Origin of the sequence: Streptomyces cavernae (assembly GCF_004023625.1) — a bacterium.
Taxonomy (GTDB): Bacteria; Actinomycetota; Actinomycetes; order Streptomycetales; family Streptomycetaceae; genus Streptomyces; species Streptomyces cavernae.
The window spans coordinates 139551-155306 of the sequence record NZ_ML137708.1; the positions used below are offsets into that span (position 1 = coordinate 139551).

Sequence of the window (15756 nt, forward strand, 5' to 3'; positions counted from 1 at the left end):
CGGTCGGAGTGGTGTACCGGTCGGAGTGGCGGGTCACGGCGGCCGTGACCGGATGTGACCGGATGCGACCGGGGGTGACCGTCCGTGACGCAGCCGCGCATAACCTGCCGGGATCGCCGTGCCACTCGCAGGGACGTACTCGTACGGCTGCTCGACGGCATCCGGGGTACTTTCCCGGTATGGACGATGTCGTCGTTGACTCTGACGAGCTGCTGCGCCGGATCCAGCGGGCCCGGGCCTGGGCCGCGCGCGAGGAGGAGCGGTGGAGGGACAGGTCAGAGAAACCGCAGAGTGATGACGTGGGCGGTGGGACCGAGGCCCATGTGAACGCGGTCGCGTACAGCGCCGTCCGACAGGTTCTGGACGAGGTGATCGAACCTGGCAGTCACGATGTTTTCTAGAGGGTGTGTCGAAAGTCCCGTGCGGTGCCCGCGGTGTCCGGTGCGTGGCTTCGGTGTGCCGGAAAAAGGCCCTCGTAGCAGAGCTACTTGGGTCTTTGGCCGGTGCGGCGAGTGGGGGTGCCCCCTGCTCGGAGAGCTTGGGGGAGCGTGCCGGGCGCCGCGGGTGCTGTGCGGGACTTTCGACACACCCCTAGCTAGTGCCCCGGCAGGCACATACCGGTCACCGGTGACCTGAGCCGCCCGTCTTGCGCAGGAACCCCCGCAGACGGCGCAGCGGCCAGGTGTTGATGATGTCTTCCGGAGTTAGCCAGCCGCGCTGCGCGGTGGCGACTCCGTAGCGCAGATGGGCCAGGTGCAGCACGGAGTGGGCGTCGGTGTCCACGGCGAACTTCGTGCCGTGCTCCTTGGCGCGCAGGATGTCCTCGTCGCACAGGTCCAGGCGGTCGGGCTGGGCGTTGATCTCGAGGGCGGTGCCGGTGCGGGCGCAGGCGGCGAAGACCTCGTCCCAGTCTGCGTCGACGCCGGGCCGCTTGCCGATCAGCCGGGTGGTGGGGTGGCCGATGATGTGGACGTGCGGGTTCTCGCAGGCGCGCACCAGCCGCCGGGTCATCGTCCCGCGGTCGAGGTCGAAGTGGGAGTGCAGGGCGGCCACACAGATGTCGAAGCCGTCGAGGAAGTCCTCGGGCCAGTCCACGTCCCCGTCCGGGCCGATGTTGAGTTCGGTTCCGTGCAGCAGCCGCATCCCGTGGTGGCGCCCGTCCAGCTCCCGCAGCCGCTCCCGCTGGGCGAGGATCTTCTCGTCCGTCATGCGCTGCATGTACAGGTTGGGCGCGTGGTCGGTGACCGCGTAATACGCGTAGCCGCGTTCGGCCGCGGCCGCCACCATCTCCTCCAGCGGCGCGAGACCGTCGGTGAGGTCGGTGTGGGTGTGCAGGTCACCGCGGATGCCGTGTTCGGTCACCACGTCGGGCAGCTCTCCGCGCAGGGCGGCCTGGATCTCGCCCCGGTCCTCCCGCAGGGTGGGCGGGATCCACGGCAGGCCGAGCCTCGCGTACACCTCCTCCTCGGTGCGGGAGGCCACCGACGCTCCGCCGTCCACTTCGAACAGACCGTACTCGGACAACTTCAGCCCCTGGCGCACGGCGATGGTGCGGGTGCGGATGTTGTGCGCCTTGGAGCCGGTGAAGTACTGCAGTCCGGCGCCCCACGACTCGGGCGGCAACACCCTCAGGTCGACCTGGACGCCCTTGGTGGTGCGGATCGACGTCTTCTTCTCGCCGTGGGCGATCACCTCGGCGGTGGACGGCAGCGCGCCGAGCGCCTCCATGAAGGGAGCCGACCGCTTCGCGGCGACGAGGACGTCGATGTCTCCGATGGTCTCCCGCATGCGCCGCAGTGACCCCGCGTACGTGCAGCGCCTGCAGCCGGACACCCGGGAGAGCTCGGCGACGATGCCCTCGGCCGCGTCCATGGCGAGGTGCAGCGGAATGCGGTCGCCCGACTGCTGCATCAGGGTGATGCCGTGCAGGATGTTCTCCTGCGTCTTCTCGCCGAAGCCCTTCAGGTCGTGCAGCGCGTCCGCCTCGATAGCGGCGGTCAGCTCGCTCACCGAGGAGATGTGCAGGTCCTCGTAGAGCCGCATCGCGCGCTTGGGGCCGAGGGTGGGGATCGTGATGAGTTCGCGCACGCCGGCGGGGATCTTCGCGCGCCGCTCCTCGACGGCCGTGACGGTGCCGGTGCGCAGGTACTCGATCACCTTCTCGGCGATCGACCGGCCCACGTTCGGGATGTCCCGCAGCTGGCCCGCGTCCAGGTGGGAGATGTCGGCGGGGTGGCCGCCAATCGCGCGTGCGGCCTTCTCGTAGGCGCGCGCCTTGAAGGCGTCGCCTCCCGTGATCGCGATGAGGTCCGCGTACTCCTGCAGGAGCGCCTCGACCTCGTCATTGGGCCGGGCCACACCTCAGAGTCTAGGAATCGACGGGCGCGCGGTACCACCGGGCAGTCACTGCTGTGGATGGAGTGATCCGTGTTGCGATCTTCCGGGCGCCGTTCTTCGCTGGAGTGGTGAACCTGTTCTGTGGCGGGCCGTCCGGTCCCGCCTGGGGGCCGCGCCTAGGAGGACCATGGAGAAAGCGCGGAGCAGGGGTGAGGTCGTTCGCCGGAACGCGTGGTGGTGGTTTCTGGTCGCCGGGGCCCTGGTGGACGCGAGTTATTTCATCAAGTCCTCCCCAGTGCGCTATCTGGTGTCCGCGATCCTGTCCGCCGCCGCCGCGGTGGCGATCCTCGTGGGAGTCCGCTGGCACCGTCCGCGTCCGGCCGTGTCCTGGTATCTGCTCGCCGTGGGCACGGGGTTGTTCGCCGTGGCGGACACCATCTTCGGCGCCCTGCAGATCGCGGGGACGATGGTGCCCGTCCCGTCCGTGGCCGATCTGTTCTATCTGGCCGGCTATCTCCTCTTCATCGCCGGACTGATCGTCCTGGGGTCGGCGCGCAGCACCGACAGACGCTGGATCCCCCTGCTGGACGCCGGCATCATCACGCTCGGCATGGCCACCCTGACCTGGGCACTCGTCGTCAAGCCCTACCTCCGCAGCGAGACGTCCGCCCTGCCCCTGACGGTCTCGCTGGCCTATCCGGTGCTCGATCTGCTGCTGCTGTACATGGCCGCGCGGCTGGTGCTCACCTCGGGGGTGCGGTCTCCCGCGCTGGCGCTGTTCACGGCGTGGGTCATCGCCACGCTGGCCGCGGACGCCCTGTACTACTCCACCCTGGCCGCCAGCGGCACGCCGGTCGCCGCGGAGGTCGCCGACGGTCTGTGGAACGGCGCCTACGTCTGTCTGGGTGCGGCGGCCCTGCACCCGTCCCTGGCCGATACGACCCGGGTGGCGCCGCCACCGGGCGAGGAGAAGCTGTCGCCCGCCCGTATGTGGGTGCTCATCCTGCTGACCCTGCTGGGCCCCGCGCTGGTGGTCGCCAACATCGGCGATGTGCGCGAACAGCCCCTGCACGCCGCCGTGATCTGCGGAATCGTCGCCGCGCTGACGCTCCTGCTGATGGTGCGCATCATGCTCCTCGCGCGGTTCGCCGAGAACCAGGCCGACCGCGCGAAGGTACGGGCCAGGATGGCGGAGCAGGCCCTGCAGGAACAGACCCAGCTGCAGAAACAGCTCAGCCACCAGGCCTTCCACGACAGGCTCACCGGGCTGGCCAACCGGACGCTGTTCTCGGAGCGGCTGGAGGAGGCCCTCGGCCGCGCGTCGACGAGCGGGAACACCGTACTGCTGGTGATCGATCTTGATCATTTCAAGGACATCAACGACAGCCTCGGTCATCCCGTCGGCGATGAACTCCTCATCACGGTCGGCCACCGGCTCCTGGGCGCGGCGCGCCGGCAGGACACCGTCGCCCGGATGGGCGGGGACGAGTTCGCGATCCTCGCGGAGGACCTGCGGGACACCCCGGCCGAGCGGTACGCCACACGGTTCCTGGAGCGGTTCAAGGCTCCGTTCGCGCTGTCGGGGCATCGCAGCGTCTTCGTCACCGCCAGCATCGGCATCGTCGCCATCAACGAACCGATGTCCTTCAAGGACGCGCTCCGCGACGCCGACATCGCCCTCTACGTGGCCAAGAACCGGGGCCGCAACCGCGCCGTCCTCTTCGAGTCCGCGATGAGCCTGGCGCAGCAGAACCACGCGCGCATCGCCCAGGAACTGCGTTACGCGCTCACCCGCAACGAGTTCGCCGTCCGCTACCAGTCGGTCGTCGACCTCTCCACCACGGAGGTCGTCGGCGTCGAGGCCCTGCTGCGCTGGCAGCAGCCCGGCCGCGCGCACACCCCGCCGGAGCTGTTCATCCCCATCGCCGAGGAGACCGGCCTCATCATCCCGATCGGCGCCTGGGTGCTGCGGCAGGCGTGCGCTCAGGGGCGGCGCTGGCACGACACCGTGCCGGCGCGCCGGCCCCTGAGCGTGGCCGTCAACGTCTCCGGCCGGCAGCTCAAGGACAACCGGTTCCCCGAGACCGTACGGCAGGTGCTGTCGGAGACCGGGTTTCCCGCGACCTCACTCGTCCTGGAGATCACGGAGAGCACCCTGGTCGCCGACGCCGAGACCGCATCCGCGCACATCCGCGCCCTGCGCGACCTCGGCGTGCGCATCTCCATCGACGACTTCGGCACCGGCTACTCGTCCCTGTCCTACCTGCGGGACCTGCCGGTCGACATCGTCAAGATCGACCAGAGCTTCGTCCTCGGTGGCGCCGCGGTCGACAACAGCCTCATCCAGGCCATCCTCCACCTCGGATACGCGCTCGACCTGGACACCATCGCGGAGGGCATCGAGACACCGCACCAGGCGAAGCGGCTGCGTGCGCTCGGCTGCCCCTACGGCCAGGGTTTCTACTACTCCCGCCCGATGTCCCCCAACGCGCTGGAGGCCTATCTCGCCACCCAGGCGGCCCTCACCCTGTCGGACACGAATCCCTGACGGCCTTGACGGGTCCGCCGGCGTACGGCGGCCGGCCGGTCAGTCCCGCAGCCACGGGGCGAGGATGCCGCCGCGCTTGAGCGAGCCAAGGACGAACGAGACGTCCACGGACGCAGTGTCCCGCAGCCAGGAGGAGCGGGTGACGAAGCCGTACAGGGCTGGTTCATCGGGGAAGGCGGCGAGAACCAGCAGCTGGCGTTCCCCGGTGACGAAGCTCAGGTACCGGACGTACGGGGACTCGGCCAGTACCACCGCCACCGCCTCGGCCGCGGACGGCGCGGTGCGCACCCACAGCACCGCCTCCACCGGCAGTCCGAGGAGTGCCGGTTCGATAACGGCCCGGATGCGCACCGTGCCGTCCCGCCGCATCGCGCCGAGCCGTCGCCGGGCGGTGGCCTCCGACACTCCCGCGACCCGGGCGAGTTCGTCGTAGGTGCACCGGCCGTCCTCGGCGAGGGCGTGGAGCAACAGCCGGTCCTGCCGGGAGAGTTCCCGCGCCGGCTCGCCGGGCGGCAGCACATCGCCGGGAGCCGGCCCCGCCCACGGCACCGACGGCACCGACGGCACCGACGGCACGAGCGGCGCGGACAACGTCGACGACACCGACGGCACGGAGGGCACCGATGGCACAGGCGTCACCGACGGCACAGGCGTCACCGATGGCACCGATGACGCCGATGGCACCGATGACGCCGACGTCGGCGCCGACGGGGCCCCGAGGGCGGCGATCTCGGCCTCGGTGAGCAGGCCTGCGTGCCACTCGCGGATCGTACGGACATGGCGCAGAACGGGCAGCGTGAAGCTCTCCACCATGCCCGGCAGGCCCGGGAGTTCGTCCATCACCAGGGACGCGAGGCGCTCCCGGGGACAGAGCAGTTCCGCGACGCAGTCCGGGGATCCCGTCAGCATATGGGCGAAGACGCAGTCGGTGCGACGGGCCAGCGCGTTGGCGGTCATCCTGGCCCGCCCGGGAGCGCAACGCACACCGATCACCGTGCTGCGGCCGCGGACCGCCATGGCGCCGATCCGCACCAGCCCGGACTCCAGCAGCCGGGTGCCCCGCCGGACGACGGTGCGTTCGGGCTCGCCGAGAGCCGCCGCGATGCGATGCCATGAGGCGCGGCCGTCGATCTGCAGCGCGCTGATGATGCGGCGGTCCAGCGAATCCGCCACGGTGGCGGTCGGTCGTGCGTCCATCGGACCGCCAGTATGGCGGATTCCGTCATTCCCGTCAGAGTTCTTGTTCCCTTCCGTCAGCCTCCCCGAGGCTTCCCAGGGGACGGACCTAACGGAACCAGCCAGCCGGGCCGTACGAGCCGCACGAACCCATGCCTCCCGCGACGTACGGAGATGGTCGACGTGACTGCTACCCCTGGAAGTCCCCCTCGGCAACGGGCGGCCGCATCCACCGAGCCCGAGGCGGCCTCCGCAGCGCCACGGCGCCGACTTGTCCTGCTGGGCCCCGGCCTGGTGCTGGCGGCCGCGAGCGTGGGCGCCGGCGACATGGTGACCTCCCTCGCGGGCGCCGCCGGTTACGGGATGGCGCTGATGTGGGCGATCCTCATCGGAGTCGTGCTGAAGTACTCGCTGACCGAGGCGGTGGGGCGGCTGTACATGGCGACCGGGCAGACGGTGATCGCGAGCCTGCGGTCGGCCGGCCGCCTGCTGCCCGCGGCGTTCTTCCTCTTCGTGCTGGTCATCGGGCTGTTGTACGGGGCTGCGCTGAGTTCGGTCGCAGCGCTGGCGCTGTCCACGCTGTTCCCGGTGCTGCCGCCGCGTCCGACCGGCATCGCGATCGCGCTGGCGTCGGCCGCGATCGTGTACGTGGGGCGGTACGCGCTGTTCGAGCGGGTGATGAGCGTCTTCATGCTCGCCAAGTTCTTCGGCATGGTCGTCCTCACGGTGACCACGCTCGTCACCACCGACGACCTGCCGGGTCTGTTCTCCTCGCTCAGGCCGCGGCTGCCGGCGGGGGACGTGGTGACCGTGCTGGCGCTGATCGGCGGCGTCGGAGGCACGGCCGGGATCGCGTCGTACAGCTACTGGGTGCGGGAGAAGGGTTGGCGGCATGGCAGTCGACTGTCCGTCATGCGGGCGGATTCCGCGGTGAGTTACACCGTCACCTTCCTGTTCGTGTTCTGCACCTCGGTGGTCGGCACCGGCCTGCTGTTCGGCAGCGGCCGGACCATCACGGGCAACGACGGGCTGGCGGCGCTCGCCGACCCGCTCGGCGCGGATCTCGGTTCGGTGGCCCGGGTGCTGTTCCTCGGGACCTTCTTCCTGGTGACGTTGAGCGCGCTGGTCGGCGGCTTCAACGCGCTGTGCTATCTGCTGTCCGACTCGCTGCGGACCATACGGGGCGTCCCGGACGCGGCGGCCGAGCCGCACATGGCACAAAGCAGCCGCCCCTTCCGCGGCTTCCTGCTCTACTGCGCGGTCGCGGCCGTCGCCGTCACGTTCCTGGGGCGGCCGGTGCCCCTGGTGCTGACCTACGCGGCGGTGGGTTCGCTGATCCTGCCGCTGCTGTCCGGGGCGCTGCTGGTGCTGCTCAACCGGCGGACCGTCGAGCGTCCCTACCGCAACAAGATCATGTCGAATGTGCTGCTGTCCGGCTCCCTCGTCCTCTTCGGGGTGCTGGCCGTCGTTCAGCTCAAGGAATCTCTTGGAGGGTCGTGAGTCTCGCTGTCAGCCCCGCCGATCAGGACGGTCTCTGTTTCTGGACCGCCACCGAACTGGCCGCCGCGATCGGGCGTCGGGAGGTGTCCGCCCGGGAGGTCGTCACCGCCCATCTGGAACAGATCGAGCGGGTCAATCCGGCGGTGAACGCCATTGTCACGCTGGTCGCCGAACGGGCCCTGGAGGAGGCTGCGAAGGCGGACGAACGGCTCGCCGCCGGAGCCGAGCCGGGCCCCCTGCACGGGCTGCCCGTCGCGCACAAGGACCTGCATGACACGGCCGGCATTCGCACGACCCACGGCTCGCCCCTGTTCTCCGAACGGGTTCCCGACCGGGACCACCTGGTCGTCGAGCGCCTGAGGAGGGCGGGCGCCATCACCATCGGCAAGACCAACGTGCCGGAACTGGGCATGGGTTCGCACACCGTCAACCCGGTCTTCGGGGCCACCCGCAACCCCTACGACCTGTCCCGCAGCGCGGGCGGCAGCAGCGGCGGCGCGGGCGCGGCCCTCGCCTGCGGGATGCAGCCGATCGCCGACGGCAGCGACACGGGGGGCTCCCTGCGCAATCCGGCCTCCTTCAACAACGTCGTGGGTCTGCGTCCCTCCCCCGGCCGGGTTCCTGCGTGGCCGGACAGGGTGCCGTGGGGGCAGCTCTCGGTCAAGGGACCCATGGCCAGGACCGTGGCGGACGTGGCCCTGACCCTGTCCGTGCTGGCCGGTCCCGATCCTCGCGACCCGCGTGCCCTGGAGACGCCAGGTTCCGCGTTCGCCGGCCAACTCGGCGTGTGGACAGGGGGGTTGCGGGTCGCCTGGTCCCCCGACCTCGGCGGGACGGTGCCCGTTGACCCGGAGATCCGGGACGTCCTCCGGCCCGCGGTCGAGGTGTTCGCCTCGCTGGGCTGTGAGGTCGAGGAGGTCTCCCCCGACCTGTCCGGCGCCGAGGAGGTGTTCCTGATCCAACGAGCCTGGCAGATGGAACTGGCCTACGGGAGCCTGCTGGAAGAGCACGCGGACCGGATGTCCCCCGACGTGGTGTGGAACATCGAGGAGGGCCGGCGGCTCACCGGCCCGGACCTCGGCCTGGCCCAGCTGGAGCAGGCCGCCGTCTTCCACCGGGTCCGGAAGTTCTTCGAGAGCTACGACCTGTTGCTGCTGCCGGTCAGTCAGGTCGCCCCGTTCGACGTCCGGCTCCCCTATCCGAAGGCCGTCGACGGCACCCCGGTCGAGACGTATCTGGACTGGATGCGTTCGGCCTATCTGATCTCCGTGACCGGATGCCCGGCGCTGTCGGTGCCGGCCGGTTTCACTCCCGGCGGCCTGCCGGTCGGACTGCAGATCGTGGGCCCGCACCGGCAGGACTGGGCGGTTCTCCAGGCCGGTTACGCCTTCGAACGCGCGACGCGCACGGGGGAACGCCGACCGCCGGTCGCTATCGGGGACGGGCCCCGGACGGGGCGGCCCGCCGGGGCCCCGGCGGAAGGGGGCCGGCGATGAGTCCGCGGAGCGCCGTCGTGGTCGGCGCGGGCATGGCGGGGCTGGCCGGCGCTTGGTTCCTGCAGGAGGCCGGGGTCGAGGTGACGGTTGTGGACCGGCGGTGCGTCGCGGGCGGCGCGTCCTGGGGCAACGCCGGCTGGCTGGCACCGGCCCTCACCGTGCCGCTGCCCGAACCGGGCGCCCTGCGGCTGGGCCTGCGCACGCTGCTCTCCCCGTCGTCCCCGGTCTACATCCCGCCCCGTGCCGATCTGCGGCTGGCCCGGTTCCTGGTCTCCTTCGGCCGCAACTGCACGAGTCGGCGGTGGCGGGTCTCGATGAGTGCCCTCGCCGCGCTGAACCGCGGCTCGCTCGCGGCGTACGACGAACTCGCCGAGGGCGGTGTCGAAGAACCGGCACGGGCGGGCGAGCCGTGCCTCGTCGCGTTCACCTCACAGGCGAGTCGTGAGCCGTTCGTCGAGGAACTCGAAGCGGTGCGCGCGGCGGGTCAGCAGGTCGACTACGACCTGCTCACCGGCGCCGAGGCACGCGCGGACGAACCGGCCCTGTCGGAACGGATCGACGCAGCGGTTCGGTTGCGCGGCCAGCGGCACCTGAACCCGGGGGCTTACGTCGGGGCGCTCGCCGACGCGGTGCGCCACCGGGGCGGAAAACTCCTCGGCGGGGTGGCGGTCAACCGCGTCCGGGACCTCGGCAGCGAGGTGGCCGTCCTCGGTGCCGAGGGGACGGAACTGCGCGCCGATGTGGCTGTCCTGGCCGCGGGCGCCTGGCTGAACCCGCTGGCGGCCCCCTTCGGCGTGCGCGTCCCGGTTCAGTCCGGCCGGGGCTACAGCTTCACCATGCCGGCGGAGGGTCTGCCCTCGCGTCCCACCTACTTCGCGGGACAGCGGGTCGTGTGCACACCGCTGGGCGACGGCGTACGGGTCGCCGGGATGATGGAGTTCACGGGGCCCGACCGGCCGGTCGACCCGCGTCGTGTCCAGGCGGTGGCCGACGCGGCTCGCCCGCTGCTGCCGGGTGCCGACTTCAGCCGACGCACCGAGGAATGGGCGGGACCGCGTCCCTGCACGGCGGACGGCCTCCCGCTCGTCGGTCCGACGCGCTCACCGCGGGTGCATGTGTGTGGCGGCCATGGGATGTGGGGGATCGCCCTGGGCCCGCTGAGCGGCAGACTCCTCGCCGAGTCGATTGTGACGGGCCGGCTCCCGGCGGAACTGGGGCCGTTGCATCCGTTGCGCTGAGAGGGGCGCTTCCGCTCCGAGAGGGGTCATGGATCCACATGCCGACTTGGGGGTCCTTCACTATGAGCGTCCGATCAGGTCGCGTGGTCTGGCATAGTGAAAGGACCCCTTAGGGCTCGCCGATAAATAATTCGTCGGCGAGCATCGCTCCTGAGCTGCGGTGTCAAGACCTGGAGCACGCAAGTTATTTCCCGGCAAGCCCTTAGTGCCAATGCCGTTGTATTAGCTGGCGGGCGTCTGCTGATGTGCAGTGGTCCCGGGGGTCGTTCAGGTGTCTGCAGATGTCGGTGGGTTATCGGGGTCAGGCCTGCTGATCCGGGTGTATCCGCCGGGGTTGGTGGATCGTGTGGTGGCTGCCTGTGGCCGTGCGGAGCATCGCAGACGCCTGTTGCAGGCCCGGCTGGTGGTGTACTTCGTGCTTGCACTGGCCCTGTTCTCTCCCGCGCCGTATCTGGAGGTGATGCGGCACCTGGTCGAGGGTCTGCGAGGCCAGGGACCGCTTGGCGACTGGCACATCCCGGCGAAGTCGTCGTTGTTTCGGGCCCGTCAGCGGCTGGGAACGGAGCCGCTGCGGGTGCGTTTGCCACGGCCGCAAAGCCGTGGCGCGTCCTCGGCAAGGTACGCACCGACCCCTCCTGGGCGACCGCCCTGGTCCGGGCCTTGCTGCTCCTCACGAACCGCGAAGTCGCCCGATGACCGACGATCTTCACCAAAGTCACCTGCCAGCGACCAGCACGAGCATCCCGATGCCCACGCACACCAGACCCGTGACCAGAAACTTCAGCTTGCTCACCGCTCATTGTGTTGCGTCATGGGTCCAGCACCGACACTGACCGGTTGCTCCCGCAGAGGGCTATGGACCGGTACTCGCACTGTCGTGCGATGGTGAAGTCCTCGTCGCGGACCGAGAAGAAGACGAGCGACGTCTTCTTCTTCGTCCCGAACCGGAGCGCTTCACGGCTACCACGGTCGTCGAGTTTGACGAGCTATTCCGGGAATTCGACGTTGTGCAGCGCAACCGGATCGCGTTCGACAGGGGCGAGATCCATCCCGGCCTGCGCGCTGTCGCAGCACCCATCTCCGACAGTGACGGGGTCACGATTGCAGCGGTCGGAATGTGGACCACGGCGGCGCGCTGGGAAGGGGCCTCGGCAGAGCTGGCAAGCGCGGTCGTAGGGACGGGGCGGCGGATGGAGGCCGCCCTGCGCACCGCAGGTCGGGCTTATGAAGAGCGGACGATCAGCCGGGCGCTCGACGGCGGAGTGCCTGAAACCGGCTGGTCCGCCGCGGTGTTCCGGTTCGGCAAGGCATGAGCCGGACGTAGAGGAGTCGGCGAGGTGGCCGCTCGCGGGAGGCGCGGCCGCCGGCTTCATGTGGCGGGGATCACGTTGGGGAGAAAACCCGCGGGACGGCTCGGGCGTCTAGCGGGTGTGAGATCAGTCAAGGCAGCGCTGCACGAGTTGGACGAGGAGCGTCTCGTCCGGCTGGTGGCAAGAGGCGACCGTGCCGCGTTCGAGGAGTTGTACCGGCGGACGTCGCCGTGGTTGGCGGTGCGGCTGCGCCGTCGGTGTGTGGACGAGCAGATCGTCGCGGAGGTCATGCAGGAGACCTTTCTAGCGGTGTGGCGGGCGGCGGGGGCGTTCGCCGGGGCCGCGGTCGGCGGGTCGGCCACTGGTTGGCTGTGGACGATCGCGGCGCGCCGTCTGGTCGACGCGTTCCGGCGCAGGGCTCACCACGCGGAGCCGCCGCCCGCCGCCGCCATGGCCGAGGCGGCGCCCGCCGCGGAGGAGGAGGCGCTCGCGGCGAGCGTCGGCGGTGAGGTCGGGGACGCGCTGCGGTGCCTCGCGCCGGAACTGAGACAGGTACTGCAGGCCTTGGTTCTCGACGGGCTGTCCGTCCGGGAGACCGCGGTCCTGCTCGGGCTGCCCGAGGGCACGGTCAAGACCCGTGCCCGCCGGGCCCGGATCGCGATGCGGAGGGCGCTGGCGTGAGTGCGGAACATGCGTCGATGCGGATCATCGAGGGTTACGCACGTGGCGGCACGGACCTCGCCGCCGACGAGGTGTGGGCTCTGGAGGCCCATCTGGAGGGGTGCCGGGTGTGCCGTGACCGGCTGTCCACCGCTGTCGATGCCGGGGCGCCCGCCGTGGCAGCGCTGGTCGACACCGTGTGGTCCGGCCTCGAACCCCAGTTGGCGGTCACCGCCCCGATGCCGCACGGACGGCGCTGGTCGGCGCGGCTGTCGAGGTGGATGACGCCCACGATGGTGCCGTGGCTGGCCATGGTCGTGGGCGTGACCCTGCTGGCCCTGCTGCTCGACCTGGCCGACACCAGCTCCGGCGACGTGTCCGTGGTGCTGCTGCTGGCGCCGGTCCTGCCCGTGCTCGGTGTCGCGGCGTCGTGGTCGCGTGGCCTGGACCCGGCGTACGAACTGACGGCCTCGGTACCCCGGGCCGGGCTGTATCTGGTGCTGCGGCGCACCGCGTCCGTGCTCGGCGTGGTCGTCCCCGTGTTGCTGGTGGGCGGATGGGTGACGGGGGTGATGGTGGCTCAGTGGCTGCTGCCCTGTCTGGCCTTCACCTCGACGACCCTGGCGCTCGGCGGTGTCGTCGGGGTGACCCGCGCCGCCGTCGCGCTGGCCGCCGTGTGGGCCGCCGTGGTCGCGGCGCCCACCCTGGCCACCAGCCGTACGACCTTCGCCCTGCAGACGGTCGGTCTGCCCGTGTGGGGGCTGATCCTCGCGCTCGGCATCGGCGTCGTGATCGCCCGAAGGGGCGCCTACACCGTGCTGGGAGCCCATCGATGAACACAGGAAAGGAACACCACATGACGTCCGCGGTGAACGCGGCCGACATCGCACCGACGGCCTACGCCTGGGAGATCCAGGCCACCGGGCTGAAGGTCAGGGTCGGCAGGAAACGCATGGCCGTCGACGGCCTCCACCTGTCCCTGGGCACCGGCGTGCACGGACTCCTCGGCCCCAACGGGGCGGGCAAGACCACCCTCATCCGGACGCTGGCCACCGTGCTGCGCCCCACCGAGGGCGCTCTGGAACTGCTCGGCGAGTCCGTGGGCGGTACGGGCGAGCTCCGTGCGCTGCGCCGCCGGATCGGCTATCTGCCGCAGGAGTTCGGCTACTACAGGCGCTTCACGGTGCGCGAGTTCGTGGAGTACATGGCCTGGCTGAAGGAGGTGCCCAAGGCGGAGATCCCCGCGGCGGTGCAGCGCGCCGTGGAGCGGGTCGGCCTGGCCGACCGCGCCGACGACAAGATGAAGGCGCTGTCAGGCGGCATGGTGCGCAGGGTCGGCATCGCGCAGGCCATCGTCAACGACCCGACGATCCTGCTGCTGGACGAGCCGACGGTCGGCCTGGACCCGGCACAGCGGCTGCGCTTCCGCGAGCTGCTGCAGGAACTGGGCACGGACACCTGCGTGGTCGTCTCGACCCATCTGGTGGAGGACGTCGCCGCCGCCTGCACCGACGTGGTGCTCTTCGCCGAGGGCCGGCTGGTCTTCCAGGGCCCGCCGGACGAACTGGCCTCGGCGGGCGGCCCCGAGCACGAGGGCGACAGCCCGCTGGAGCGCGGCTACTCGGCCATGCTGCGGAGCCCCCGCCAGGGAAGGGGCGCCTGGTGAACGTCCGCGTCCTGCGCACCGAGCTGAAGCGCTCCGTCGCCCCGTGGGCCGGCGTCGTCGTCCTGACGTCCGCGCTGACGTTCCTGTATCTGCCCAACGCCGAGTGGTGGCAGGGCACCACGGCCTGGACGGCCCAGTGGACGTCCCTGGCCATGTGGACCCGCGGCCTGCTGTTCTATCTGTGGCCACTCGCCGTGGGACTCGGCGCCCTGCAGGGCCTGCGCGACCACCGCTCGAAATTGACCGAGCTGCTCACGACCACATCGCGTCCCGCCTGGCACCGCGCGGCCAAGCCGGCGGGCGCGACGGCGATCACACTGGCGTCGGCCTATGCACTGCTCGTCCTCGTGGGCGGGGTTCAAGTGCTCGCCAACACCGAGTACATGCACCTCGGGTGGCTGCCGATCTCGCTGGTGGGGGCACTCTTCCTGGTCGCGGGCGCCGTGCTGGGCATGGGCGCCGGGCGGGCCCTGCCGTCCGTGCTCACCCCGCCCGCGCTGGCCATGGTCGCCTTGGTGTTCACGGCCCTCATGCACATGTCGTTGGGCCGGACCCGGACGACCACGGGGGACGGGATGAAGAGCACGGAGCCGAATCTGCTCTCCCTGCTGTCACCCGAGGTGGAAGAGGTCCGCAACGTGCTCGTCACGGTCTCCGCCTCCGTGCATGTCGGGCAGACGATCTGGCTGCTCGGGATGGCCGCGACCGGGTTCGCGCTGCTGGTCGCCGCGACCCCACGCGCCCGGCTGGTCGCCCTGACGCCCGTCCTGGCGGGCGCCGCGCTCGCCTTGCTCGTCCTGCCCTCCGACCCGCGCCGGATGTACGTCGTCGACGAGGCCGCCGCCGAGTTGGTGTGCGACGGCCCGGTGTGCGTGACCAGTGCCCACCGCGACCGACTCGCCGACCTAGGGGGCCCCGCCAAGGAGGCGCTGCGTCTGCTGCACACCGCCCTGGGTGACCGGGCACCGGACTCGGTCCGCGAGAACACCGCCGTACTGCCGAAGGGCGCCACGCCGCAATGGTCCCGCAGGACTGTGCTCCTCGACTTCAACGACGACATCATCGCCGCCGCGAAGGGCAAGGAGCTGACCCGGGCGCTGATCGCCAAAGGCATGGTGCCGGGGTGTGATCCTGTCGGCTCGACCAGCGTGGGAGAAGACCTGTACGCGCAGACCGTCGCGGCCGCCTGGGTCCTCGGCGACCTCGAGCCACTCCCCGGCACGCTGTCGGCCGTTCTGCGCCGCGAGGTCGACGCAGAGAGCCGCTCGGTGTGGAAGGAACTCAAGGCGCTTCCGCCGGCCGAGCAGCTCACACGGATCAATACGATGCGCACAGCCGCGCACTCCTGCAAGGGCGACGCGTTCGACGCGCTGAGCGGCGGTGCGTCCCGGTGAGATGGCTGACGCTGTACGCGCGCTCGCGGCAGGTGCCCGCGTCGCTCGCCGCTGTCGTGATCAGCGCGGTGGCGGTCTGGGCACTCGGCCGAGGCGGGGATGAGGGGCCCGCTGACCCGCGGCTCCCCGTGCTGGTCCTCGCTGCGGGGGCGATGGCGGCCTCGACCGGGCTCGGCGGGCAGGACCCGGCGCTGGACCGGACGGCCGCGATCCGCTGGGTGCCCCGCAGGGCAGGGCATGTGCTGCTCGCGGGCGCTGTCGTCGCCGCGGTGCTGATGGCCGTGCAGACGATGGGCGCGGACATGGCCACCACCGCGTTCGTCGTCCGGGACGCTGCGGGCCTGATGGGACTGGCCGCCCTGGGCGCGGCGCTCTTAGGGGCAATGCCGTTGTTTTAGCTTGCGGGCGTACGCTGCTGTGCAGTGGTCCCG

General features: G+C 70.8%; 13 protein-coding genes and 1 pseudogene. 12 read left to right on the forward strand and 2 right to left on the reverse strand.

The window, feature by feature from the left end; translation table 11 throughout:
* The first annotated feature begins 179 nt into the window (after positions 1-179).
* The gene (locus tag EF387_RS00700; RefSeq protein WP_128374476.1) at positions 180-401 is read left to right on the forward strand and encodes a 3-deoxy-D-manno-octulosonic acid transferase; all 222 of its coding nucleotides are present in this window, start codon (positions 180-182) and stop codon (positions 399-401) included.
* 220 nt (positions 402-621) lie between these two features.
* On the opposite strand, the gene polX is transcribed toward EF387_RS00700, so the two are convergent.
* Entirely contained in the window at positions 622-2358 is a 1737-nt protein-coding gene (polX, locus tag EF387_RS00705) for a DNA polymerase/3'-5' exonuclease PolX (protein ID WP_128374477.1), read from the reverse strand.
* A 166-nt stretch (positions 2359-2524) separates the two neighbouring features.
* Here polX and EF387_RS00710 point away from each other — a divergent pair, with 166 nt between their 5' ends.
* Complete coding sequence (locus EF387_RS00710) at positions 2525-4885, forward strand: putative bifunctional diguanylate cyclase/phosphodiesterase (protein ID WP_162467058.1); 2361 nt, start codon at positions 2525-2527, stop codon at positions 4883-4885.
* A 39-nt stretch (positions 4886-4924) separates the two neighbouring features.
* Here the strand turns inward: EF387_RS00710 and EF387_RS00715 are convergent, their stop codons facing one another.
* Complete coding sequence (locus tag EF387_RS00715) at positions 4925-6082, reverse strand: Lrp/AsnC family transcriptional regulator (protein ID WP_128374479.1); 1158 nt, start codon at positions 6080-6082, stop codon at positions 4925-4927.
* 153 nt (positions 6083-6235) lie between these two features.
* Here EF387_RS00715 and EF387_RS00720 point away from each other — a divergent pair, with 153 nt between their 5' ends.
* From EF387_RS00720 to EF387_RS00770, 10 genes and pseudogenes are all read left to right on the forward strand, one after another.
* Positions 6236-7561, forward strand: coding sequence for an Nramp family divalent metal transporter (locus EF387_RS00720; RefSeq protein ID WP_128374480.1), 1326 nt, complete (start codon positions 6236-6238; stop codon positions 7559-7561).
* Positions 7558-9057, forward strand: a complete 1500-nt coding sequence (locus EF387_RS00725; RefSeq protein WP_202918103.1) for an amidase — start codon at positions 7558-7560, stop codon at positions 9055-9057. The genes EF387_RS00720 and EF387_RS00725 overlap by 4 nt, the downstream gene beginning before the upstream one ends.
* Positions 9054-10295, forward strand: a complete 1242-nt coding sequence (locus EF387_RS00730) for an NAD(P)/FAD-dependent oxidoreductase (RefSeq protein ID WP_128374481.1) — start codon at positions 9054-9056, stop codon at positions 10293-10295. The genes EF387_RS00725 and EF387_RS00730 overlap by 4 nt, the downstream gene beginning before the upstream one ends.
* A 271-nt stretch (positions 10296-10566) precedes the next feature.
* Entirely contained in the window at positions 10567-11184 is a 618-nt protein-coding gene (locus EF387_RS47920; RefSeq protein ID WP_274388909.1) for a transposase domain-containing protein, read from the forward strand.
* The gene (locus EF387_RS00745) at positions 11168-11608 is read left to right on the forward strand and encodes an IclR family transcriptional regulator domain-containing protein (protein ID WP_128374482.1); all 441 of its coding nucleotides are present in this window, start codon (positions 11168-11170) and stop codon (positions 11606-11608) included. Before EF387_RS47920 ends, EF387_RS00745 begins: the two co-directional genes overlap by 17 nt.
* Before the next feature lie 117 nt (positions 11609-11725).
* Positions 11726-12286 carry an RNA polymerase sigma factor gene (locus EF387_RS00750; protein WP_128374483.1) on the forward strand — a complete coding sequence of 187 codons (561 nt, stop codon included), beginning with the start codon at positions 11726-11728 and terminating at the stop codon, positions 12284-12286.
* Positions 12283-13101 (forward strand): zf-HC2 domain-containing protein, encoded by an 819-nt coding sequence (locus EF387_RS00755; protein ID WP_128374484.1) that lies wholly within the window; start codon positions 12283-12285, stop codon positions 13099-13101. Before EF387_RS00750 ends, EF387_RS00755 begins: the two co-directional genes overlap by 4 nt.
* Positions 13098-13931: an ABC transporter ATP-binding protein gene (locus EF387_RS00760; protein ID WP_128374485.1), complete on the forward strand. Its 834-nt coding sequence runs from the start codon at positions 13098-13100 to the stop codon at positions 13929-13931. The genes EF387_RS00755 and EF387_RS00760 overlap by 4 nt, the downstream gene beginning before the upstream one ends.
* Positions 13928-15325: a hypothetical protein gene (locus EF387_RS00765; RefSeq protein WP_128374486.1), complete on the forward strand. Its 1398-nt coding sequence runs from the start codon at positions 13928-13930 to the stop codon at positions 15323-15325. The genes EF387_RS00760 and EF387_RS00765 overlap by 4 nt, the downstream gene beginning before the upstream one ends.
* A pseudogene (locus tag EF387_RS00770) lies at positions 15322-15708 on the forward strand (hypothetical protein); the annotation flags it as partial. The gene EF387_RS00765 and the pseudogene EF387_RS00770, both read left to right, overlap by 4 nt.
* Between the last annotated feature and the right edge of the window lie 48 nt (positions 15709-15756).

Coding starts and splice junctions, on each gene's coding strand:
- EF387_RS00760 (WP_128374485.1), top strand. CDS start 13,098: ATGAACACAGGAAAGGAACACCACATGACGTCCGCGGTGAACGCGGCC.
- EF387_RS00710 (WP_162467058.1), top strand. CDS start 2,525: ATGGAGAAAGCGCGGAGCAGGGGTGAGGTCGTTCGCCGGAACGCGTGG.
- EF387_RS00700 (WP_128374476.1), top strand. CDS start 180: ATGGACGATGTCGTCGTTGACTCTGACGAGCTGCTGCGCCGGATCCAG.
- EF387_RS00730 (WP_128374481.1), top strand. CDS start 9,054: ATGAGTCCGCGGAGCGCCGTCGTGGTCGGCGCGGGCATGGCGGGGCTG.
- EF387_RS00720 (WP_128374480.1), top strand. CDS start 6,236: ATGGTCGACGTGACTGCTACCCCTGGAAGTCCCCCTCGGCAACGGGCG.
- EF387_RS00715 (WP_128374479.1), bottom strand. CDS start 6,082: ATGGACGCACGACCGACCGCCACCGTGGCGGATTCGCTGGACCGCCGC.